The organism is Pantoea sp. alder81 (assembly GCF_020179835.1).
Taxonomy (GTDB): Bacteria; Pseudomonadota; Gammaproteobacteria; order Enterobacterales; family Enterobacteriaceae; genus Pantoea.
In genome coordinates this window covers 253,653-276,669 of the sequence record NZ_JAIUDA010000007.1, presented here as the reverse complement: position 1 = coordinate 276,669, position 23,017 = coordinate 253,653, and the positions used below count along the sequence as shown (strand labels likewise).

The 23,017-nt window shown below is 53.5% G+C and carries 20 protein-coding genes; 19 read left to right on the top strand and 1 reads right to left on the bottom strand.

Annotation, left to right across the window (positions count from 1 at the left end; genetic code table 11):
• Positions 1–79 precede the first annotated feature (79 nt).
• Complete coding sequence (qseB, locus tag LBW88_RS19345) at positions 80–742, top strand: quorum sensing response regulator transcription factor QseB (protein WP_224933626.1); 663 nt, start codon at positions 80–82, stop codon at positions 740–742.
• Complete coding sequence (gene qseC / locus LBW88_RS19340) at positions 739–2,070, top strand: quorum sensing histidine kinase QseC (RefSeq protein ID WP_224933627.1); 1,332 nt, start codon at positions 739–741, stop codon at positions 2,068–2,070. The genes qseB and qseC overlap by 4 nt, the downstream gene beginning before the upstream one ends.
• A 12-nt stretch (positions 2,071–2,082) precedes the next feature.
• On the opposite strand, the gene kup is transcribed toward qseC, so the two are convergent.
• On the bottom strand, positions 2,083–3,951 hold the full coding sequence (gene kup, locus LBW88_RS19335) for a low affinity potassium transporter Kup (RefSeq protein ID WP_224933628.1): 1,869 nt from the start codon (positions 3,949–3,951) through the stop codon (positions 2,083–2,085).
• A 299-nt stretch (positions 3,952–4,250) separates the two neighbouring features.
• Here kup and ravA point away from each other — a divergent pair, with 299 nt between their 5' ends.
• From ravA to glmU, 17 genes are all read left to right on the top strand, one after another.
• Complete coding sequence (ravA, locus tag LBW88_RS19330; RefSeq protein WP_224933629.1) at positions 4,251–5,747, top strand: ATPase RavA; 1,497 nt, start codon at positions 4,251–4,253, stop codon at positions 5,745–5,747.
• Positions 5,744–7,204: an ATPase RavA stimulator ViaA gene (gene viaA / locus LBW88_RS19325; protein ID WP_224933630.1), complete on the top strand. Its 1,461-nt coding sequence runs from the start codon at positions 5,744–5,746 to the stop codon at positions 7,202–7,204. Before ravA ends, viaA begins: the two co-directional genes overlap by 4 nt.
• 66 nt (positions 7,205–7,270) lie before the next feature.
• Positions 7,271–9,397 carry a 5-histidylcysteine sulfoxide synthase gene (ovoA, locus tag LBW88_RS19320; RefSeq protein ID WP_224933631.1) on the top strand — a complete coding sequence of 709 codons (2,127 nt, stop codon included), beginning with the start codon at positions 7,271–7,273 and terminating at the stop codon, positions 9,395–9,397.
• Between the two features lie 108 nt (positions 9,398–9,505).
• The gene (gene asnC, locus LBW88_RS19315) at positions 9,506–9,967 is read left to right on the top strand and encodes a transcriptional regulator AsnC (protein ID WP_034830053.1); all 462 of its coding nucleotides are present in this window, start codon (positions 9,506–9,508) and stop codon (positions 9,965–9,967) included.
• 154 nt (positions 9,968–10,121) lie between these two features.
• Entirely contained in the window at positions 10,122–10,562 is a 441-nt protein-coding gene (gene mioC / locus LBW88_RS19310) for an FMN-binding protein MioC (protein ID WP_224933632.1), read from the top strand.
• A 441-nt stretch (positions 10,563–11,003) separates the two neighbouring features.
• Positions 11,004–12,893 (top strand): tRNA uridine-5-carboxymethylaminomethyl(34) synthesis enzyme MnmG, encoded by a 1,890-nt coding sequence (gene mnmG / locus LBW88_RS19305; RefSeq protein ID WP_224933633.1) that lies wholly within the window; start codon positions 11,004–11,006, stop codon positions 12,891–12,893.
• A gap of 47 nt (positions 12,894–12,940) precedes the next feature.
• Positions 12,941–13,558, top strand: a complete 618-nt coding sequence (gene rsmG, locus LBW88_RS19300) for a 16S rRNA (guanine(527)-N(7))-methyltransferase RsmG (RefSeq protein ID WP_224933634.1) — start codon at positions 12,941–12,943, stop codon at positions 13,556–13,558.
• A gap of 714 nt (positions 13,559–14,272) precedes the next feature.
• A complete protein-coding gene (gene atpI / locus LBW88_RS19295) occupies positions 14,273–14,653 on the top strand; it encodes a F0F1 ATP synthase subunit I (RefSeq protein WP_100701633.1) in 381 nt (126 codons plus the stop codon).
• Positions 14,654–14,661: 8 nt separating this feature from the next.
• The gene (gene atpB / locus LBW88_RS19290) at positions 14,662–15,480 is read left to right on the top strand and encodes a F0F1 ATP synthase subunit A (protein WP_224933635.1); all 819 of its coding nucleotides are present in this window, start codon (positions 14,662–14,664) and stop codon (positions 15,478–15,480) included.
• Between the two features lie 50 nt (positions 15,481–15,530).
• Entirely contained in the window at positions 15,531–15,770 is a 240-nt protein-coding gene (gene atpE, locus LBW88_RS19285) for a F0F1 ATP synthase subunit C (protein WP_003849523.1), read from the top strand.
• A gap of 107 nt (positions 15,771–15,877) precedes the next feature.
• Positions 15,878–16,348, top strand: coding sequence for a F0F1 ATP synthase subunit B (gene atpF, locus LBW88_RS19280; RefSeq protein ID WP_034830044.1), 471 nt, complete (start codon positions 15,878–15,880; stop codon positions 16,346–16,348).
• 14 nt (positions 16,349–16,362) lie between these two features.
• Positions 16,363–16,896 carry a F0F1 ATP synthase subunit delta gene (atpH, locus tag LBW88_RS19275; protein ID WP_224933636.1) on the top strand — a complete coding sequence of 178 codons (534 nt, stop codon included), beginning with the start codon at positions 16,363–16,365 and terminating at the stop codon, positions 16,894–16,896.
• Between the two features lie 14 nt (positions 16,897–16,910).
• Positions 16,911–18,452, top strand: a complete 1,542-nt coding sequence (atpA, locus tag LBW88_RS19270; protein WP_224933637.1) for a F0F1 ATP synthase subunit alpha — start codon at positions 16,911–16,913, stop codon at positions 18,450–18,452.
• Positions 18,453–18,504: 52 nt separating this feature from the next.
• Positions 18,505–19,371 (top strand): F0F1 ATP synthase subunit gamma, encoded by an 867-nt coding sequence (gene atpG, locus LBW88_RS19265; RefSeq protein ID WP_200573961.1) that lies wholly within the window; start codon positions 18,505–18,507, stop codon positions 19,369–19,371.
• Between the two features lie 30 nt (positions 19,372–19,401).
• Positions 19,402–20,799 carry a F0F1 ATP synthase subunit beta gene (gene atpD, locus LBW88_RS19260; RefSeq protein WP_224933638.1) on the top strand — a complete coding sequence of 466 codons (1,398 nt, stop codon included), beginning with the start codon at positions 19,402–19,404 and terminating at the stop codon, positions 20,797–20,799.
• 24 nt (positions 20,800–20,823) lie between these two features.
• Positions 20,824–21,243, top strand: a complete 420-nt coding sequence (locus LBW88_RS19255; protein WP_034830038.1) for a F0F1 ATP synthase subunit epsilon — start codon at positions 20,824–20,826, stop codon at positions 21,241–21,243.
• A gap of 265 nt (positions 21,244–21,508) precedes the next feature.
• A complete protein-coding gene (glmU, locus tag LBW88_RS19250) occupies positions 21,509–22,879 on the top strand; it encodes a bifunctional UDP-N-acetylglucosamine diphosphorylase/glucosamine-1-phosphate N-acetyltransferase GlmU (protein WP_224933639.1) in 1,371 nt (456 codons plus the stop codon).
• Positions 22,880–23,017: the final 138 nt, after the last annotated feature.

Below are 23,017 nucleotides of genomic sequence, written 5' to 3'. Positions count from 1 at the left end.
ATAGCCAAAATGCGGCGATTGACGCTGTACAAGCGAATGTTGGCTTCGTATAACGAGCGCTGCACATAAGGAGAATCGCATGCGCATTTTGTTGATTGAGGACGACTCGCTAATTGGCGACGGCCTGAAAGTGGGGCTGACGAAACTCGGCTTCAGCGTTGACTGGTTCATGTCAGGTGAAGCGGGATTCCAGGCCCTGTCAGCTGCGCCATGGGATGCCGTGGTACTGGATCTTTCATTGCCCGAGCGCGATGGACTGGAGATCCTGCGCCAATGGCGTGAGCAGGGAGCGGACGTGCCGGTGTTGATCCTCACCGCACGGGATGCGCTCGATCAACGTGTGCAAGGGTTACAGCTGGGCGCTGATGACTATCTCTGTAAACCTTTTGCCCTTAGCGAAGTGGCGGCACGCTTACAGGCACTGATTCGCCGTCGTCATGGACAACTGCAGCCCGAGCTAAAACACGGCAAAGTGGTGATGTCGCCCGGCAGCCACAACGTCTGGATTAACGGTGAAGCCATCAGTTTAAAAAGTCGTGAACTGGCGCTGCTGGAACTGTTTCTGCGTAATCCCGGCCGAGTGTTAACCCGCAGCCAGTTGGAGGAAAAACTCTATAACTGGGATGACGATGTCACCAGCAATGCGGTGGAAGTCCATATTCATCATCTGCGAAAAAAGCTCGGCACGACGTTTATTCGCACCGTGCATGGCGTGGGTTACACCCTGGGTGCGGCTGAATGAGCCTGTTTCTGCGACTCGCCATCGGCTTCGTGCTGCTGATTGCCCTATGCGGCGGGGTGGCCAGCTACAGCGCCTGGCAACAAACCCGTGATACTGTTAATGAGCTGTTCGATACTCAGCAAATGCTGTTCGCCAAACGCCTGTTATCGCTCGATCCCACCAGCTTGCACGCCGCTTCTCTACCAAAAACCAAATCCATTTTGCGCCATCATCGTGGCGATCAGGATGATGATGCACTGGCCTTTGCCATTTTTCGTGCGGACGGCCAGCCATTACTCAATGATGGCGAGAACGGGCGAGATATGCAGTTTGACGATAAGCGTGATGGCTTTCGCGATGGTCGCCTGCGCGGTGACGATGACAGCTGGCGGCTGCTGTGGCTGACTTCTGCGGATAAACAGTACCGTGTGGTGGTGGGTCAGGAGTGGGAATACCGCGACGACATAACGCGCGATTTGGCACTGGCGAGTTTGATGCCGTGGCTTTACGCCATGCCTTTTATGCTGCTGATGCTGCTGGCATTGGTGTGGTTCGAATTGCGCCCATTGAAACGCCTGACGGCATCACTCCAGTCGCGCGCACCCGATGACGCCACACCGCTCGATGAAACGCGCTTGCCCAAGGAGGTGAAGCCGTTAGTGTCGGCATTAAACGGGCTGTTTAGCCGTATGGCACAACTGGTGCAGCGCGAACGCCGCTTTACCTCTGATGCCGCCCACGAGCTGCGCAGTCCGTTAGCTGCCTTACGCGTACAAAGTGAAGTGATTCAGCTGGCTGAAGATGACGAAGCGATGCGCAATCGGGCATTACAGCAGCTTGATAGCGGGATCCAGCGCGCCACACGGCTGGTGGATCAACTCTTAACGCTCTCAAGGGTGGAAGCGGACGATCTACGCAGCGAATTCCAGCCAGTGCCACTGGCACCGCTGCTGCAAAATCTGCTGGTGGAACATTTCCCGCAGGCAGAGGCACAGAACATGGATCTGCAAATGCATGCGCAGGCCGAACCGGTGATGAACGGTCATCCTCTGCTGCTGAGTTTGTTGATGCGCAATCTACTGGATAACGCGCTGCGCTATGCGCCACCGGGCAGTCAGATTCAGTTCACGTTAAATGCGCGGAATATTGTTCTTGAGGATAACGGGGCGGGCGTGAGCAATGAACAGCTTGCTCGTTTAGGGGAACGTTTCTGGCGACCACCGGGGCAGACGCAAACGGGCAGTGGATTGGGATTATCGATTGTGAAGAACATTGCACAGCTACACGGCATTCGCATCGCATTCAGCCATGCTCAGCCACAAGGTTTGCGCGTCACCTTAAGCTGGTGACGCGCTCGATCCCTAGATCTCGACCTGGGTTCCCAGCTCGATCACGCGGTTAGGCGGGATTTCAAACTGATCCGGCGCGCGTAGCGCATTGCGTTGCAGTGCGAGGAACAGTTTGCCGCGTAGACGCAGATACCATGGACGATCGCCGATAATCAACGACTCATGTGACATGAAGAACGAGGTTTCCATCATGCGACAGTTGAGGCCTTCCAATCCGCAGCGGTGGAAAATCTCTTCCACGTTCGGGGTTTCACGCCAGCCGTAACTCGCCACCACGCGCCAGAATGTTGGCGACAGTTGTTCGATGGTGACGCGACGCACATTGTGCACATAAGGCGCATCTTCCGTACGCAGCGTTAGCAGCACCACACGCTCATGCAACACTTTGTTGTGCTTAAGGTTATGCAGCATAGCGAACGGAATCACGTTCAGGGCACGCGACATATACACCGCCGTGCCCGGCACGCGCACCGGCGGGGATTTCTCCAGCGAGGCGATCATCGCTTCAAGCGAATTGCCGTGCTCATGCATACGACGCAGCAGGCGGAAGCGCTCGCTTTTCCAGGTGGTCATGACGATAAACATCATCAGCGCCAGCGTCAGTGGCAACCAGCCGCCGGAGAAAACTTTGACCAGGTTAGCCGAGAACAGCGACACGTCGATACACAGCATGCCGATCAAGATCACAATCACCAGATAACGGTTCCAGTGCCAGTTCTGAATCGCCACCGTGGAGCAGAGAATCGCGGTCAGCACCATGGTGCCGGTCACCGCGATGCCGTAAGCCGCTGCCAGGTTGCTGGAGTGTTCAAAGCCGACAATCACAATCACCACGGAGAAGTAGAGCAGCCAGTTGATCACCGGAATATAAATCTGACCCGACTCTTCTTCCGAGGTGTGCACAATACGCATCGGTGGCAGATAGCCTAAACGCACCGCCTGACGCGTTAACGAGAACACGCCTGAAATCACCGCCTGAGAAGCGATAACCGTGGCCAGCGTCGCCAGAATCAGCATTGGAATCAGCATCCAGTCCGGCGCCAGCAGGAAGAAGGGGTTTTTGATCGCTTCGGGATGTTTGAGCAGCAGCGCGCCCTGACCAAAGTAGTTCAGCACCAGCGAGGGCAGCACCACGATAAACCAGGCAAGACGAATCGGGAATTTGCCGAAGTGGCCCATATCCGCATACAGCGCTTCCACACCGGTAATCGCTAATACCACCGCGCCGAGGGCGAAAAACGACACCGTTTTGTACTGGATAAAGAAGTGCATCGCCCAATACGGGTTCATGGCATGCAGCACATCAGGATTGCCAATGATACTGCGCGCACCCAGCACTGCCAGAATGATAAACCACACCAACATCACCGGCGCGAACAGCTTTCCGACAATGCCAGTACCGTGCTTTTGAATCACAAACAGCAGCGTCAGCACCGCAATCGCCAGCGGAACGATATAAGTATCCAGATTAGGCGCGGCGATCTCCAGGCCTTCAATCGCGGATAACACCGACACCGCGGGCGTGATCACCACTTCACCATAGAAGAAGCTGCCGCCAATCAGACCCATGATAACCAGCACAGCCGTGGCTCTGGCACCGGTATGGCGCCCGGCCAGTGACATCAATGTCAGGATCCCGCCTTCACCGGCGTTATCGGCCCGCATCACGTAACTGATGTATTTCAGTGATACCACTAAAATCAGCAGCCAGAAGATCAGCGAGAGAAAGCCAAATACCGCTTCGCGTTCCACGCCAAAGCCGAACTGACCAGAGAGACATTCACGCAAAGTATAGAGCGGGCTGGTACCGATATCGCCATACACCACGCCAATCGCGGCGAGTGTCACTGCGCCAAGGGACTGCTTCTTATCCGAGCTCATAAGTTGTCTTTTGTTGGAGCCGATGAGGCACTTGCCTACCGCTCAAGCCATCAAAAAGCGCACAGTATGCACATATTCCCAAAAAAACCTACTCTTACAACATGTCATCATGACGTCAGCGAGGCGGTTTTTCGCCGAAATTAGGTGCTAAAAACCGCCTGAAGCAGCGAGTTCTCTCGCCTCAACCTTCTGAAACAAAAAAGCTGACGGCTATCAACGCAATCAAGCATGATAACCAGTAGAGTATTGCGCTCGCCAGAATATGACGGCTCCAGGATCAGAAGGACAATGATGTGATTATGGCTCAACCCCATCTTTTGGCAGAAAGAATTTCTCGCCTGAGCAACGCCCTGGAGAAAGGGCTGTATGAGCGGCATCATGCGATCCGCCTGTGCTTACTGGCGGCATTGAGTGGCGAGAGCGTATTTTTGCTGGGGCCGCCGGGTATTGCTAAGAGTCTGATTGCCCGCCGCCTGAAATACGCCTTCCAAAACGCCCGCGCCTTTGAATACCTGATGACCCGCTTTTCCACGCCTGAAGAAGTCTTTGGTCCCTTGTCTATCCAGGCATTGAAAGATGAAGGTCGCTATCAGCGATTAACCAAAGGCTATCTGCCGGATGCGGAAATCGTCTTCCTCGATGAAATCTGGAAAGCCGGCCCGGCGATTCTGAACACTCTGCTGACCGCCATCAACGAACGCCGCTTCCGTAACGGCGACAGTGAAGAAAAGATCCCGATGCGCCTGCTGGTCACCGCGTCCAACGAGTTGCCGGAAGCGGACAGCGGGCTGGAAGCGCTGTATGACCGCATGTTGATCCGGCTGTGGCTGGACAACGTGCACGAGAAACAAAACTTCCGCAGCATGCTCACCCACCAGCAGGACGAAAACGATAATCCGGTGACAGAAGCGCTGCGCATTAGCGATGAAGAGTATCATCAGTGGCAGAAAGGCATCAGTCAGGTCAGCTTGCCCGATCATGTGTTTGAACTGATTTATCAGTTACGCCAGCAGCTGGAAACGCTGCCTGATGCGCCGTACATTTCCGACCGTCGCTGGAAAAAAGCCATCCACCTACTGCAAGCCAGTGCGTTTTACAGTGGCCGCGTGACGATTGCGCCAATTGATATCATCTTGTTGAAAGATTGCCTGTGGCACGACGTCACCTCGATGAAGCTATTAGATCGTGAAATCGATGTGCTGATGACGCAACACGCCTGGCAGCAGCAGCCGTTGCTGCACAAGCTGCAGCAGATCAAAGGCCGTCGTCTGGCACTGCAACAGCAGCAGAGCGTGGCGCAAGCACTGACCCTGGAAAAACACAGCGGCATGTTCAGCCGCAAACCGCATTACGAACTGCCTGCTGCCATCACCGACGAACAACTGACTCTGATGCTGCAACAGCCGCTGACGCTGCACGATATGCAGGTGACGCATGTGCTTATTGGCCATGAGGCGCTTGATCAGTGGTTGCTGAAAGGCGGTGAAATCCGCGGAAAGCTGAACGGCATCGGCTTTGGTCAGACACTTGATCTGCTGGTGGATGCGCATCACTGCCTGACACTGCGCGATGTGAGTTTGCAATCCACGCGCTTAACGCTTCCCGGAGCCAGCAGCAGCAGCGACATGCCGCAGGAGATTCTGGATGAGTACGATGCGCTGGATACGCAATTGCGCGCCCAGCGCACGCTGTTCAGCCAGCACCAGCGCTGCCTGTTTATTAGCGATGACTGGCTGGCACGCATTGAAACCAGCCTGCAGGATGTGGCGGAACAGCTGAAACAGGCGCGTAAATGATCTCACTGGAGACGCTGAGCACGCTGCTATCGATTGGCGAGACTGAGTTAATCGAAGAGTTGATTCTGGCCCTGCTCGCGTCGCCACAGCTGGCGCTATTTTTTGAAAAGTTTCCGCGTATGAAACAAGCCTTAATGCGCGATTTACCACGCTGGCGTACCGAGATCGCTGAGCAGATGAAAACCACCCCGGTGCCGGAAGCACTGGCGCAGGAGTTTCAACTGTTTCAGCAGATGCAGTTACTTAGCACCCAGGATTTCACCCACCAGCTTCCCCACATCATGTCGCAGCTAAAAAGCCTGCCCTCGCCGTTTATCGAAGAGGCCAGCAAGCTGCTGCTGCACAACGAAAATGAGCAGCTCAGCAATGCGCAGCACACGCTATTTTTGCAACGCTGGCGACTCAGCCTGACGCTGCAGACCCTGACGCTGAACGAAACTATCCTGGAAGAGCAGCGCGAACGCCTGATGGCCGAACTGCAACAGCGTATGGCGATCAGCGGCCAGCTGGCACCGATTCTTACCGATGATGATGAAGCCGCCGCGGGTCGCCTGTGGGATATGAGCAAAGCCCCGTTACAGCACGGCGATTATGAATTGATCGTGCAATATGGCGATTTTCTCGCGCAGCAGCCGGAATTAATGAAACTGGCGCAGCAGTTGGGCCGCAGTCGCGAAGCCAAATCGGTCCCGTCACAGGATGCGCCGCTGGAAGAATTTCACCAAATGGTGCGCGAGCCAGATCATGTGCCGGAAGAGGTCAGCGGCATTCATCAGAGCGACGATGTGTTGCGCTTGCTGCCGCCCGAACTGGCTGCCTTGAGTATTAGCGAACTGGAGCTGGAATTTTATCGCCGCCTGGTGGAAAAACGCCTGCTGACTTACCAACTGCAGGGCGATGCCTGGCACGAGAAAGTCACGCTGCGCCCGGTCAGCCATCAGCAACATGAAGCGCAGCCGCGCGGCCCCTTTATCGTCTGCGTGGATACTTCGGGCTCAATGGGCGGATTCAATGAGCGCTGCGCCAAGGCCTTCTGCCTGGCTCTGCTGAAAGTCGCGCTGGCCGATAAACGTCGCTGCTACATCATGCTGTTCGCCCATGAGGTGATCGGTTATGAACTCACTGCCGACAGCGGCATCGAACAGGCCATCCGCTTCCTCAGCCAGCGCTTTCGCGGCGGCACCGATCTGGCGGCTTGCCTTACTGCAGTCGTAAAACGCATGGAAGGCAGTATCTGGGATGAAGCCGATGCGGTGATCGTGTCAGATTTTATCGCCCAGCGTTTACCGGATGACACCATCAACGCTATCAAGCAACGCCAGCGCCAGCATCAACAACGTTTTCATGCGGTGGCGATGTCGCTCCACGGTAAACCGGGCATTCTGCGCATCTTCGATCACATCTGGCGCTTCGACACCGGACTGAAAAGCCGCCTGCTGCGCCGCTGGAAACGCTAATTCATCTGACAGAAATGCTTATTTGCTATAGTGATTAGTTCGCACACTGAGCATCTGGAGCATCTTGTGACTACCGCCCAACTTCCTGCACCGACCCGCACTTTGCAGCTCTCCGGCCAAAACGCCGAACAAAAACGGAGCGAGCTGCTGGCGTATTTCACCCAAACCTGGGATCTGTACGAAAGCCTGTTTGATTGCCTTGCCGACGAACGCGCCTATTTCAACAAAGCGATCTCGTTGCGCCATCCGCTGATCTTCTACTTTGGTCACACCGCCACTTTCTATATGAATAAGCTGATGGCAGGCCGCTATCTGGATGACCGTGTGGACGATCGCATTGAAGCGATGATGGCGATCGGTGTGGATGAGATGAGCTGGGACGATCTCAATGACAGCCATTACGCCTGGCCAACGGTGGAAGAGGTGCGTGACTATCGCGGCAAAGTTAAAAACCTGGTGAGCGAATTTATCCGCACCATGCCGCTCGAACTGCCGATTACGTGGGAAAGGCCGGCCTGGGTGGTGCTGATGGGCATTGAACACGAGCGTATCCATCTGGAAACCTCCAGCGTGCTGATCCGTCAGCTACCGATAGAATGGGTAAATCCGCAGGCGCATTGGCCGGTTTGTCCGCAGGCACGCCACGATCGCGCATCGGTTCCGGAGAACTCGCTGATAGCGATGCCTGGTGGCCGCGTGCAGCAAGGCAAAACGGATGATACTTACGGCTGGGATAACGAATACGGCAGTCAGGTAACGGAGCTCAAACCCTTTAAGGCCAGTAAAATGCTGGTCAGCAACGCCGAGTTTTATCGCTTTATCGCCGCTAACGGCTATCTGGATCAGCGCTGGTGGGATGAGGAAGGCTGGGGCTGGCGTGAATTCTCTGGCGCGCAGATGCCCACCTTCTGGGTGGGCGACATATCGCAGCCCGATCAGCTTAAACTGCGTTTAATGGCTGAAGAAGTGGCGATGCCGTGGGACTGGCCGGCGGAAGTGAATCAGCTTGAAGCTGCCGCGTTCTGCCGCTGGATGGCGGAAGAAACCGGCAAATCGATACAGCTACCTTGTGAAGCCGAATGGGTGCAGCTGCGTGAGCAAGTCAGCGGCGATCAGCCTGAATGGATCGACGTGCCCGGCAATATCAATCTGGCTTACTGGGCTTCATCCAGCCCGGTGGATCGCTTTGCGCAGGGCGAGTTTTTCGACATCGTCGGCAATGTCTGGCAGTGGACCACCACGCCAACCAACGGTTTCGAAGGTTTCAAAGTTCATCCGCTGTATGACGATTTCTCAACGCCGACCTTTGATGGCAAACACGCGCTGATTAAAGGTGGCAGCTGGATTTCTACCGGCAACGAGGCGTTGAAATCGGCTCGCTATGCTTTCCGCCGCCATTTCTTCCAGCATGCCGGTTTCCGCTATGTGGTCTCCTCGCATGAAGAGACCATGGCGCTCAACCCATATGAAACCGACAGCATGGTGTCGCAGTATCTCGATTTCCAGTACGGGCCAGGCTACTACGATGTACCGAATTACGCCGTGGCGCTGGTGGAAAAACTGCTGCCTCACTGCAAGCAACGAGGTGTGGCACTGGATCTCGGCTGCGCCACCGGCCGCGCCAGTTTTGAACTGGCACGCCATTTCACGTCGGTCACTGGCATGGATTATTCGGCGCGCTTCATTGATGTGGCGTTGCAGCTCACCTCTGGTGAAGACTTCCGCTATGTGGTGCCGGAAGAGGGTGAGCTGGTGGAATATCGCCAGGTGCGCCTGAAGGACATTAACCTCAGTGACGAGCAAGCCGCACGCATTCAGTTTGTACAAGGCGATGCCTGTAACCTGAAACCGCAGCCGGATCGCTACGATCTGGTGCTGGCATCAAACCTGATTGATAGACTGCGTCAGCCACAGCGTTTCCTGCAGGACGTCATCCCGATGATCCGCTCTGGTGGGCTGCTGGTGCTCTCATCGCCTTATACCTGGCTGGAAGACTTCACGCCGAAGGAGAACTGGCTGGGTGGCGTGCGTGAGAACGGTGAAGCACTGACAACCTATCAGGCTTTGCAGCGTTTATTGCGTGATGCCTTTGAAGAAGTGGTGCCGCCGCAGGATGTGCCGTTCGTGATCCGCGAGACGGCGCGCAAGTATCAACATACTGAAGCGCAGCTCACAATCTGGCGTAAGCGATAAAAAAAGCGTGCAGACTGCGGCTCGCACGCGGTCTGCACCTTGCCTGCACTGCTAATTTGCTGCACATTCTCCACTGTTCATAGAAGAAGAACTCAAAGAGGATGGATGATGGCGGAACAACTGCAACTGGATAACCTTGATCGCGGCATTCTCAATGCGCTGCTGGAAAACGCGCGCACCGCGTATGCTGAGCTCGCCAAACAGTTCAATGTCAGCCCCGGCACCATTCACGTTCGCGTGGAGAAAATGCGCCAGGCGGGCATTATTTTGGGCACCCGCGTGGAAATCGATCCGCGTCAGTTGGGCTTTGATGTGTGCTGCTTTATCGGCATCATTCTGAAAAGCGCGCGTGATTATCCCGCAGCCCTCAGCAAGTTGGAGGCACTGGATGAAGTGGTGGAAGCCTGGTACACCACCGGCCATTACAGCATCTTTATTAAGGTGATGTGTCGATCCATCGATGCGCTGCAACAGGTGTTGATCAATAAGATCCAGACTATTGATGAAATCCAATCCACCGAAACGCTGATCTCGTTGCAAAACCCGATCATGCGCACGATCAAGCCGTAGTTCTCCCCATTCCTGTGCACAACCTTATCCCAGGCGGATCACACCAGTGATGCGCCTTGTCGCCTGATGCTTTCTGTTATTAACCCTGTTTTCCACAGGTGGATCACGGCTTGATCACAGCGTACAATGCTCGCCTTTAGTGCGGGAGAGCATCATGGCCGATATTACCTTAATCAGTGGCAGTACCCTTGGCAGCGCCGAATACGTCGCCGAACATCTGGAAGCAAAACTGCAGGAAGCGGGCTTTTCAACCGAGGTGCTGCACGGGCCAGAGCTGGAAGAGCTGCCGCAGGAAGGCATCTGGCTGATTGTGACTTCCACGCACGGTGCCGGCGAACTGCCAGACAATCTGCTTCCTTTATATGAAGCATTGCAGGAGACGCAGCCGGACCTTTCCGGTGTGCGCTATGGCGCAGTGGGTATCGGCAACCATGAATACGACCTTTTCTGCGGGGCCATTAAGCTGCTGGAAGATCAACTTAACCAGTTAGGTGCCAAACGTATTGGCGATCGCCTTGAGATCGACGTTCTCGAACATGAGATTCCTGAAGATCCGGCAGAAGTCTGGGTCGAGACCTGGAAAACGCAGATTTAAGACGATCTTTGCCGGTTGGGGATCGGGAAAAGTGAACGATCCCCAGTTTATTACGCTGTTTTATTGTTTTTTTTACGCGGCTATCTGTGGATAACATAGCCTCAAACGTGCGTATAACCGGTAGTTATCCCAATAACAACCCGTGATGCTTTTTTCACCTGTGCATAAGTAGCCATTTTGATCCCAGCTTATACGGATCAGGATCACCGATCACTAACAGCTAATGATCCTCATTAATCTTCTGTAATTACACGGCTTTTCAGGGTTATCAACAGATCATCGCGATCCTAATAAGAGATCTAATAGGAAGATCATATAAAAGAATAAAGATCCTTTCTTTTAAACCATCGGATCCCGCGACTATCGCCGCTCACAGAATTTCAGTAGAATCCACCGCCCAGGGCAACGATCCCTGTCCGAACACTAACGAGGACCCACTTCATGTTTTATCCAGATCCTTTTGACGTCATCGTAATTGGTGGTGGTCATGCGGGCACAGAAGCCGCGATGGCCGCTGCTCGAATGGGTCAGCAAACGCTGTTACTCACCCATAACATTGATACGCTTGGACAAATGTCCTGCAACCCGGCGATCGGTGGTATCGGCAAGGGACATCTGGTGAAGGAAGTGGATGCCTTAGGCGGCCTGATGGCTACCGCAATTGACCAGGCCGGCATTCAGTTTAGGATACTAAACGCAAGCAAAGGCCCTGCCGTGCGAGCAACCCGTGCTCAGGCAGACCGTGTACTGTATCGCCAGGCGGTACGCACCGCGTTGGAGAACCAGCCGAACCTGATGATCTTCCAGCAGGCGGTTGACGATCTGATTGTGGAAAACGATCGCGTGGTCGGTGCTGTGACCCAGATGGGGCTGAAGTTCCGTGCAAAAACCGTGGTGCTGACGGTCGGGACATTCCTCGACGGCAAAATCCATATTGGTCTGGATAACTACAGCGGTGGTCGTGCAGGCGATCCGCCATCCATTCCATTGGCTAAACGTCTGCGTGCTTTGCCGCTGCGTGTAAATCGCCTAAAAACCGGGACGCCACCGCGTATTGACGCACGCACCATCGATTTTTCGGTGTTGTCACCGCAGCATGGCGATACGCCAATGCCAGTGTTCTCGTTTATGGGCAATGTTTCACAGCACCCGCAACAAGTGCCGTGCTGGATCACCCATACCAACGAACAAACGCATGATGTGATCCGCAATAACCTCGATCGTAGCCCAATGTATGCCGGGATCATCGAAGGGATCGGACCACGTTACTGCCCATCGATCGAAGACAAAGTGATGCGCTTTGCCGATCGTAATGCTCATCAGATCTTCCTTGAACCGGAAGGGCTGACCAGCAATGAAATTTACCCGAACGGTATCTCTACCAGCCTGCCGTTTGACGTGCAGATGCAGATCGTCCGCTCGATGAAAGGGCTGGAGAACGCGAAGATTATCCGTCCTGGCTATGCCATCGAGTACGATTTCTTCGATCCACGCGATCTGAAGCCAACGCTGGAAAGCAAATTTATCCACGGCCTGTTCTTTGCCGGCCAGATCAACGGCACCACCGGTTATGAAGAGGCCGCGGCGCAAGGTCTGTTGGCCGGTTTGAACGCCGCACGCGCTTCGGCGGACAAAGAAGGTTGGGCGCCACGTCGCGATCAAGCCTATCTGGGTGTGCTGGTTGACGATCTCTGTACGCTCGGCACCAAAGAACCGTACCGCATGTTCACCTCACGCGCGGAATACCGTTTGATGCTGCGTGAAGATAACGCCGATCTGCGTTTAACAGAAAAAGGCCGCGAGCTGGGTCTGGTCGATGACGCCCGTTGGGCGCGTTATAACCAGAAGCTGGAAGCGATTGAACAAGAGCGTCAGCGCCTGCGTGAACTGTGGGTACACCCGAAATCAGACAACGTGGATGAAGTGAATAGCGTGATCAGTGCGCCGCTCACCAAAGAAGCCAGCGCTGAAGATCTGCTGCGCCGCCCGGAAATGACCTACGAACTACTGATGACGTTGCCGAGTTATGGCCCGGCATTAGCTGATGAGCAATCTGCAGAGCAGGTTGAGATTCAGGTGAAGTATGAAGGTTATATTGCACGCCAGCAGGAAGAGATTGATCGCCAGCAGCGCAATGAAAACACCTTGCTGCCCACCGATCTCGACTATCGTCAGGTTAATGGCTTGTCGAATGAAGTGATCGCCAAACTTAACGATCATAAACCTACCTCCATCGGGCAGGCCTCGCGTATTTCAGGTATTACCCCAGCAGCGATCTCCATTCTGCTGATTTACCTGAAAAAACAGGGCCTGCTGCGTAAAAGTGCCTGATCGACCCTGGGGCGAGGTCACTCGCCCCCGTTAATGGAATTTTCCTTGTGATTAACAAACTCTCCCGGCTGCTCGACGCGGCAAATATTTCCCTTACCGATCAACAAAAACAGCAGCTGGTTGGCTATGTTGAATTGCTGCACAAGTGGAACAAGGCTTATAACCTGACTTCGGTACGCGATCCCCAACAGATGCTGGTGCGCCATATTCTGGATAGCGTCGTGGTAGAACCGCATTTACAGGGCGAGCGCTTTATTGATGTAGGGACTGGGCCTGGATTACCGGGAATTCCACTGGCAATTGTGCGTCCAGAATCGCATTTCACGCTGCTGGATAGCCTGGGTAAACGCATTCGATTCCTGCGTCAGGTACAGCATGAGTTAGGACTCACTAACATCACTCCGGTGCAGAGCCGTGTGGAAGATTTCCCCGCAGAGCCACCGTTCGATGGCGTTATCAGCCGTGCTTTTGCTTCACTGGAAGACATGCTGAACTGGTGTCACCACTTGCCTGGCACCTCAGGTCGCTTCTACGCGCTGAAAGGTGTGCGTCCGGATGATGAAATTACAGCCTTGCCAGCGGGCTTTGTGGTGGAGAAGATTGAATCACTGCATGTGCCAGAACTGGATGGCGAGCGTCATTTAGTGGTGTTGTCCCGCCAGTAGCCACATTAAAGGTGCGGATTTAACCCCCGCCGCACCTTTAGTCAGTGAAATTTTGCTGAATAAAAAAGCAGCAGTTGAACACTTTTAGTCAAAAGCTTTAATTCGGTAGGGCAGGGTGAGTCGGTTAACAACCGCCACGGAAATTATCCGAAAAGCTCTGTTACATTTAACGAACATTTCACATTTCATTATCACTTAGATCACTTTATTGGCTGTATTTACTTGCGCAAATAGTCACGCCGGAAAATATAACTCTGCAATAAATCGGCGTGCGTAATATCAGTTTTACGTTTTTATTGCGGCGTATGATGTCAATAGAGTGTTTTTATCGAAAATCATAACCTGATGCTGGATGGATATTTATATCATGATGATAAAAAACAGCTTTAGTCACTTTTGAAATCTGAAAATTCATGCTTAAAACAAATTCATCCACCAGTGCATTGCCTATAATGTGATCTGAAGCACGCTTTAAAAGCAAGCCAACTCGGCAATTTCAGAGATTTAGCTGAGCCATAGTGGAAGGTGATGTTTTGAAAAATAGCCCTCCAGAAAGAAATTTAAATAATTGTTCACCTTTTCGCTACTTACCGATTGAAATCGCAGGTGACGCCCGTATAATTTGCACGGCTTTTGCTGCTTGACTCAAATGAGTAAAGGCAGTCTTATACGACACGCGACATACCCCGTTCGGGGGCAGGAGAGTTCAACGCCATGTCAGTGTCTCTTTACAGTGCGAAATTAGCCCGAACCGTGCTGGTTATCCAGCTGGTGACGTTTGTCATCATCGGCGCGCTCTTTGCTCTGAAAGATGTTACCTGGGGCGCTTCCGCCATCGCCGGTGGAGCGGCAGCCTGGCTGCCGAATGTGTTGTTTATGTTTTTAGCCTGGCGCCTGCAGGATCAAACGCCTGCCAAAGGTCGTGTAGCCTGGAGCTTCGCCTTCGGTGAGGTGTTCAAGGTCTTCATGACGGTCATTCTTCTCATGGTGGCGTTAGGTGTGCTTGGAGCGGTCTTCTGGCCTCTCGCAATCACGTGGTTATCGGTGCTGGTGGTGCAGATCGTCGCGCCGGCTGTAATTAACAACAAAGGGTAAGAGGCATCATGGCTGCTGGAGAAATCTCTACTCCGCAAGAATACATAGGTCACCACCTGAATAACCTTCAGTTGGACCTGCGTACTTTCGAGTTGGTGAATCCGCACGACGCTCCTGCGACGTTCTGGGTATTAAATATCGATTCCATGTTTTTCTCTGTGGTACTGGGACTGCTTTTCCTGGTTGTGTTCCGTAAAGTGGCAAAAAGCGCCACCAGCGGTGTGCCAGGGAAACTACAAGCGGCTATCGAACTGGTTGTCGGTTTCGTTGATAACAACGTGCGCGACATGTACCACGGTAAAAGCAAACTTATCGCCCCGCTGGCTCTGACGATTTTTGTCTGGGTCTTCCTGATGAACTTCATGGATCTGCTGCCTATTGATTTGCTGCCGTTTATCGGTGAGCACTATTTAGGCCTGCCAGCGCTGCGCGTTGTGCCGTCTGCAGATGTGAACATCACGCTGTCTATGGCGTTGGGCGTCTTTATTTTGATTCTGTTCTACAGCATCAAAATGAAAGGCATTGGCGGCTTCACCAAAGAACTGACGCTGCAGCCTTTTAATCACCCGATCTTCATCCCAATCAACCTGATTCTTGAAGGTGTTAGCCTGCTGTCTAAACCGGTTTCACTCGGTCTGCGACTGTTCGGCAACATGTATGCGGGTGAGCTGATCTTTATCCTGATTGCCGGCTTGCTGCCGTGGTGGTCGCAGTGGTTGTTGAATGTGCCATGGGCCATTTTCCACATCCTGATCATTTCGCTGCAGGCTTTCATTTTCATGGTCCTCACGATTGTCTATCTGTCGATGGCATCTGAAGAACATTGATTTTTTTATCTCAACACTAAGCTTTTAACTGAAACAAACTGGAGACTGTCATGGAAAACCTGAATATGGATCTGCTGTACATGGCTGCCGCTGTGATGATGGGCCTGGCGGCAATCGGTGCTGCGATCGGTATCGGCATCCTCGGAGGCAAATTCCTGGAAGGCGCTGCGCGTCAACCGGATCTGATTCCTCTGCTGCGTACGCAGTTCTTTGTTGTAATGGGTCTGGTGGATGCAATCCCAATGATCGCTGTAGGTCTGGGTCTCTACGTGATGTTTGCTGTCGCCTAAACCTGGTAGCCTTGTTCACTCATGGCACCTGGTGTGATGAGGGACGGATTCTGCCGTTTATCGCTGATAGCGGCAGAGCAAGTTAACTTAATAAGAGGCATTGTGCTGTGAACATTAATGCAACAATCCTCGGCCAGGCCATCGCGTTCATTCTGTTTGTCGCGTTCTGCATGAAGTACGTATGGCCGCCGATTATGGCTGCCATCGAGAAGCGCCAGAAAGAAATTGCTGATGGCCTTGCTTCTGCTGAGCGCGCGAAGAAAGATTTAGATCTCGCGCAGGCCAATGCGACCGACCAGCTGAAAAAAGCGAAAGAAGACGCTCAGGTCATTATCGAGCAGGCGAACAAACGCCGTGCCCAGATTCTGGACGAAGCGAAAACCGAAGCTGAGACTGAACGTAACCGCATCGTGGCACAAGCGCAGGCAGAAATCGAAGCCGAGCGTTCACGTGCCCGTGAAGAGCTGCGTAAGCAAGTCGCGTTGCTGGCATTAGCTGGCGCCGAGAAAATCATCGAACGTTCCGTGGATGAAGCTGCTAACAGCGACATCGTTGATAAACTGGTCGCTGAACTGTAAGGAGGGAGGGGCTGATGTCTGATCTGATTACTGTAGCTCGCCCCTACGCCAAAGCAGCTTTTGACTTTGCTGTTGAGCATCAAAGTATCGATCGCTGGCAGAGTATGCTGGCGTTCGCCGCAGAAGTGGCTCGTAACGAACAGATGGCAGATCTTCTTTCCGGTGCAATCGCGCCGGAAGCTTTGTCTGCCTCTTTCAACGCGGTTTGTGGCGATCAACTTGATGAACCCGCTCAGAACCTGATTAAGGTAATGGCGGAAAACGGACGTTTGACAGCACTTCCAGCGGTACTGGAACAGTACATCCAACTGCGTGACGCTTATGAAGCGACCGCCGAAGTGGATGTGATTTCTGCCAGTACCCTGAGTGACAGCCAGCTGAGTAAAATCAGCGCCGCGATGGAAAAACGTCTGTCACGCAAAGTTAAGCTGAATTGCAAAATTGACAAGTCTGTAATGGCAGGTGTGGTTATCCGTGCGGGTGACCTTGTGATAGATGGCAGCGTACGCGGCCGTCTTGATCGTCTGGCAGACGTCTTGCAGTCTTAAGGGGACTGGAGCATATGCAACTGAATTCCACCGAAATCAGCGAACTGATCAAGCAGCGCATTGCTCAGTTCAATGTGGTGAGCGAAGCTCACAACGAAGGTACTATTGTTTCTGTAAGTGACGGTATCATCCGCGTACACGGCCTGGCCGATGTCATGCAGGGTGAGATGATTGCCCTGCCGGGTAACCGTTACGCTATCGCACTGAACCTCGAGCGTGACTCGGTTGGTGCAGTAGTGATGGGCCCGTACGCTGACCTCGCCGAAGGCATGAAGGTTAAATGTACTGGCCGTATTCTTGAAGTTCCAGTTGGCCGTGGCCTGCTGGGCCGTGTGGTGAACACCCTGGGTGCACCGATCGACGGTAAAGGCGCAATCGACAACGACGGCTTCTCGCCTGTTGAAGTGATTGCACCGGGCGTTATCGACCGTCAGTCAGTAGACCAGCCTGTTCAGACCGGTTACAAATCTGTCGATGCGATGATTCCAATCGGCCGTGGCCAGCGTGAGCTGATCATCGGTGACCGTCAGACCGGTAAAACCGCAATGGCAATCGACGCCATCATCAACCAGCGCGATTCAGGCATCAAGTGTGTCTACGTTGCGATTGGCCAGAAAGCGTCAACCATTTCTAACGTGGTACGTAAGCTGGAAGAGCACGGCGCGCTGGCTAACACCATCGTGGTTGTGGCTTCTGCTTCTGAGTCTGCAGCACTGCAGTACCTGTCACCGTACGCTGGTTGTGCGATGGGTGAGTACTTCCGTGACCGCGGTGAAGATGCGCTGATCGTGTACGATGACCTGTCTAAGCAGGCTATCGCTTACCGTCAGATTTCACTGCTGCTGCGCCGTCCACCAGGTCGTGAAGCATTCCCAGGCGACGTGTTCTATCTCCACTCTCGTCTGCTGGAGCGTGCATCACGCGTTAGCGCTGACTACGTTGAGCGCTTCACCAACGGTGAAGTGAAAGGCCAGACCGGTTCTCTGACCGCGCTGCCAATCATCGAAACTCAGGCGGGTGACGTTTCTGCGTTCGTTCCGACCAACGTAATTTCGATTACTGATGGTCAGATCTTCCTGGAATCAAACCTGTTCAACTCCGGTATTCGTCCAGCCGTTAACCCGGGTATCTCTGTATCCCGTGTTGGTGGTGCTGCACAAACCAAGATCATCAAGAAACTGTCCGGTGGTATTCGTACCGCGCTGGCACAGTATCGTGAACTGGCTGCGTTCTCTCAGTTCGCATCTGATCTGGATGATGCAACGCGTAAACAGCTGAGCCACGGTCAGAAAGTGACCGAACTCCTGAAACAGAAACAGTATGCGCCGATGTCTGTCGCGCAACAGGGTCTGGTGCTGTTTGCTGCTGAACGCGGCTTCCTGAACGACGTTGAACTGGCGAAAATCGGCAGCTTCGAAGCCGCTCTGCTGGCGTTCGCGGATCGCGACCACGCTGAGCTGATGGCTGAAATCAACCAAGCGGGCAACTTTAATAACGACATCGAAGCGAAGCTGAAAAGCTTGCTCGAAACGTTTAAAGCAACCCAGTCCTGGTAATGTCTGGCGGCTTGTCTGAAAAGGCAGGCCGCAAGGCTTTGAGGAGAAGCTAATGGCCGGCGCAAAAGAAATACGTAGTAAGATTGGAAGCGTAAAAAATACGCAGAAAATCACCAAAGCGATGGAAATGGTCGCCGCCTCCAAAATGCGTAAAACGCAGGAACGCATGGCGGCCAGCCGTCCGTATGCAGATACCATGCGCAAAGTGATTGGTCACCTTGCTCTCGGTAATCTGGAATACAAGCACCCTTACCTGGATGAGCGTGACGTTAAGCGCGTCGGCTACCTGGTCGTTTCGACTGACCGCGGGCTTTGTGGTGGTTTGAACATTAACCTGTTCAAAAAATTGCTGGCAGATATGAAGGCCTGGTCCGATAAAGGCGTGCAGAGCGATCTGGCGATTATCGGTTCTAAAGGTAATTCATTCTTCGGCTCTGTCGGTGGCAACATCGTGGCACAGGTCACTGGTATGGGCGATAAGCCTGCACTGTCTGATCTTATCGGCCCGGTAAAAGTGATGTTGCAGGCCTATGATGAAGGTCGCATCGACAAGCTGTATATCGTCGGCAACAAATTTAATAACACCATGTCTCAGACTCCGACCATCACCCAACTGCTGCCGTTACCGCCAGCGGAAGGTGAAGAAGAGATGAAGGCGAAGACCTGGGATTACCTGTACGAACCCGATCCGAAAGCGCTGCTGGATACCCTGCTGCGTCGTTATGTCGAATCGCAGGTTTATCAGGGTGTGGTGGAAAACCTGGCCAGTGAGCAGGCCGCACGTATGGTTGCGATGAAAGCTGCAACCGATAACGGCGGAAACCTGATCAAAGAGCTGCAGTTGGTTTACAACAAAGCTCGTCAGGCCAGCATCACTCAGGAACTTACCGAGATCGTCTCGGGAGCCTCCGCGGTTTAACCAGGTTACGAATTAGGTAGAGGATTCAAGATGGCAGCTGGAAAGATTGTCCAGATTATCGGCGCCGTAGTTGACGTCGAATTCCCTCAGGACGCGGTACCGCAGGTATATAGCGCTCTCGAGGTAAAAAATGGTGATGCTCGTCTGGTGCTGGAAGTTCAGCAGCAGCTGGGTGGTGGCGTGGTGCGTACCATCGCCATGGGTACTTCTGACGGCCTGAAGCGCGGTCTGGAAGTCACCGACCTGAAAAAACCTATCCAGGTACCGGTTGGTAAAGCAACCCTCGGCCGTATCATGAACGTATTGGGCGAACCAATCGACATGAAAGGCGACCTGCAGAATGACGACGGCACCACAGTAGAGGTTTCCTCTATTCACCGTGCTGCGCCTTCTTATGAAGATCAGGCTAACTCGCAAGAGCTGCTGGAAACCGGCATCAAGGTTATCGACCTGATGTGTCCGTTCGCTAAGGGCGGTAAAGTCGGTCTGTTCGGTGGTGCGGGCGTGGGTAAAACCGTAAACATGATGGAGCTGATCCGTAACATTGCGGCTGAGCACTCAGGTTACTCGGTATTTGCTGGTGTGGGTGAGCGTACTCGTGAGGGTAACGACTTCTACCACGAAATGACTGACTCCAACGTTATCGATAAAGTAGCGCTGGTGTATGGCCAGATGAACGAGCCGCCGGGTAACCGTCTGCGCGTAGCACTGACCGGTCTGACCATGGCGGAGAAATTCCGTGATGAAGGCCGTGACGTTCTGCTGTTCATCGACAACATCTATCGTTACACCCTGGCCGGTACTGAAGTATCAGCACTGCTGGGTCGTATGCCATCTGCGGTAGGCTATCAGCCAACGCTGGCAGAAGAGATGGGTGTGTTGCAGGAGCGTATTACCTCCACCAAATCCGGTTCAATCACCTCTGTTCAGGCCGTTTACGTGCCTGCGGATGACTTGACTGACCCGTCACCAGCAACCACCTTTGCTCACTTAGACTCAACCGTTACGCTGAGCCGTCAGATCGCCTCTCTGGGTATCTACCCAGCTGTTGACCCGCTGGATTCTACCAGCCGTCAGCTGGATCCACTGATCGTGGGTCAGGAGCACTATGACGTTGCGCGTGGCGTGCAGTCTCTGCTGCAGCGTTACCAGGAACTGAAAGACATCATCGCCATCCTTGGTATGGACGAGCTGTCTGAAGAAGACAAACTGTTGGTGGCACGTGCGCGTAAGATTCAGCGCTTCCTGTCTCAGCCGTTCTTCGTTGCTGAAGTCTTCACCGGTTCTCCAGGTAAGTACGTGACCCTGAAAGACACGATTCGTGGCTTCAAAGGCATCATGGAAGGCGAATTCGACCACCTGCCAGAGCAGGCGTTCTACATGGTCGGCGCTATCGAAGAAGCCGTAGAAAAAGCGAAGAAACTGTAATAACGGTTTCCCAGGAGGAATAGTATGGCTATGACTTATCATCTGGACGTTGTCAGCGCGGAGCAGCAAATGTTCTCCGGTCTGGTTGAGCGTATCCAGGTGTCAGGTAGCGAAGGTGAGCTGGGTATTTACCCTGGCCACGCCCCGCTGCTGACAGCCATCAAGCCTGGTATGATTCGCATCGTGAAACAGCACGGCGAAGAGGAGTATATTTACCTCTCTGGCGGCGTGCTGGAAGTACAGCCGGGTAGCACTACCGTTCTGGCCGACACTGCAATTCGCGGTGAAGACCTTGACGAAGCGCGCGCGCTGGAAGCGAAACGCAAAGCAGAAGAGCACATGAACAGCAGCCACGGTGACGTGGACTATGCTCAGGCCTCTGCGGAGCTGGCGAAAGCTATCGCGAAACTGCGTGTAATCGAGCTGACCAAAAAAGCGATGTAATCAGGCTTTATGCGTCACGAAATGCCAGCCCTCGGGTTGGCATTTTTTTTGTCTGCGATAAATCTCGCCGCGACGACTTAGTACGATTTTGTCGTGCTAAGCCGACCGATTGCATCGGCACAATGCATCGACGATGGCTGGGTCAGCACAGGTTTTATCCCCGATCACCCTTTCATCGCTATCCGCTAATTTCGGTCCGAGAAAAATGTAGTAATCTCAGGGGTAAACCTTACACTTTCGAAAGATAAATTGAGTCAGGATAGTTATGTCTACAAGCGCAATGAGTGTGGTGATTTTAGCCGCTGGCAAAGGCACCCGTATGTATTCCGATCTGCCCAAAGTACTGCACACCCTGGCAGGCAAACCGATGGTTCAGCATGTGATTGATGCGGCGACCGGCCTTGGCGCCCAGCAGGTGCATCTGGTGTACGGTCACGGCGGCGATCTGCTGCAAGAGAAACTGGCCTACAACACCCTGAACTGGGTACTGCAAGCTGAACAGCTCGGTACTGGCCATGCAATGCAGCAGGCAGCGCCTTTCTTTGCCGATGACGAAGACATCCTGATGCTGTATGGCGATGTGCCGCTGATCTCGCAAGCCACTTTACAGCGTCTGCGTGAAGCGAAACCTGAAGGTGGAATCGGTTTGCTCACCGTGGTGTTAGACAATCCTACCGGCTATGGCCGCATCGTGCGTGAAAACGGCACGGTGACCGGCATCATTGAGCAGAAAGATGCCTCAGCAGAACAGCTAAAGATTCAGGAAATTAACACCGGCATCCTGATTGCCAACGGCGGCGATCTCAAACGCTGGCTGGCGCAGCTCAACAATAACAATGCCCAGGGCGAGTTTTATATCACCGATATCATCGCCATGGCGCATCACGAAGGTCGCGTGATCAACGCGGTACATCCTGCCCGTATCAGTGAAACCGATGGCGTGAATAACCGCCTGCAACTGGCCACGCTGGAGCGTGCTTACCAAACAGAGCAAGCCGAAAAGCTGCTACTGGCAGGCGTGATGCTGCGCGATCCGGCGCGTTTTGATCTGCGCGGTACGCTGGCACACGGCCGTGATGTTGAGATCGATACCAATGTCATCATTGAAGGCAAGGTGACGCTGGGCGATCGCGTGAAAATCGGCGCGGGCTGCATTATCAAAAACAGCGTGATTGGTGATGATTGTGAAATCAGTCCCTATTCGGTGATCGAAGATGCCACCTTAGCCGCTGCCTGCACCGTTGGGCCGTTTGCACGTTTGCGTCCTGGCAGCGAGTTGGCGGAAGAGGCGCACGTGGGCAATTTCGTAGAGATGAAAAAAGCCACGCTGGGCAAAGGCTCTAAAGCAGGCCATCTCTCCTACCTCGGCGATGCTGAAATTGGTGCGGGCGTAAACATTGGAGCGGGCACCATTACCTGCAACTACGATGGCGCCAACAAATTCAAAACTATCATCGGCGACAATGTGTTTGTCGGTTCCGATACCCAGCTGGTGGCCCCGGTCACCATCGCAGCTGGCGCGACCATTGCAGCAGGCACCACGGTGATGAAAGATGTCACCGCCGCCGATTTGGTCTACAACCGTAAAGAACAGAATCAGAAGTCTGGCTGGCAGCGTCCGGTGAAGAAAAAATAAATTTTAAGGGCCGGCAAAGATCGGCCCGTTAGAAAAATACCCAAAATAATTCGAGTTTCAGGATGGCGGCAAGTGCATGAATCCTCAGGAGCTTACTGAAGTTAGTGACTGGGGTGAATGCACGTAGCCAACGCACCT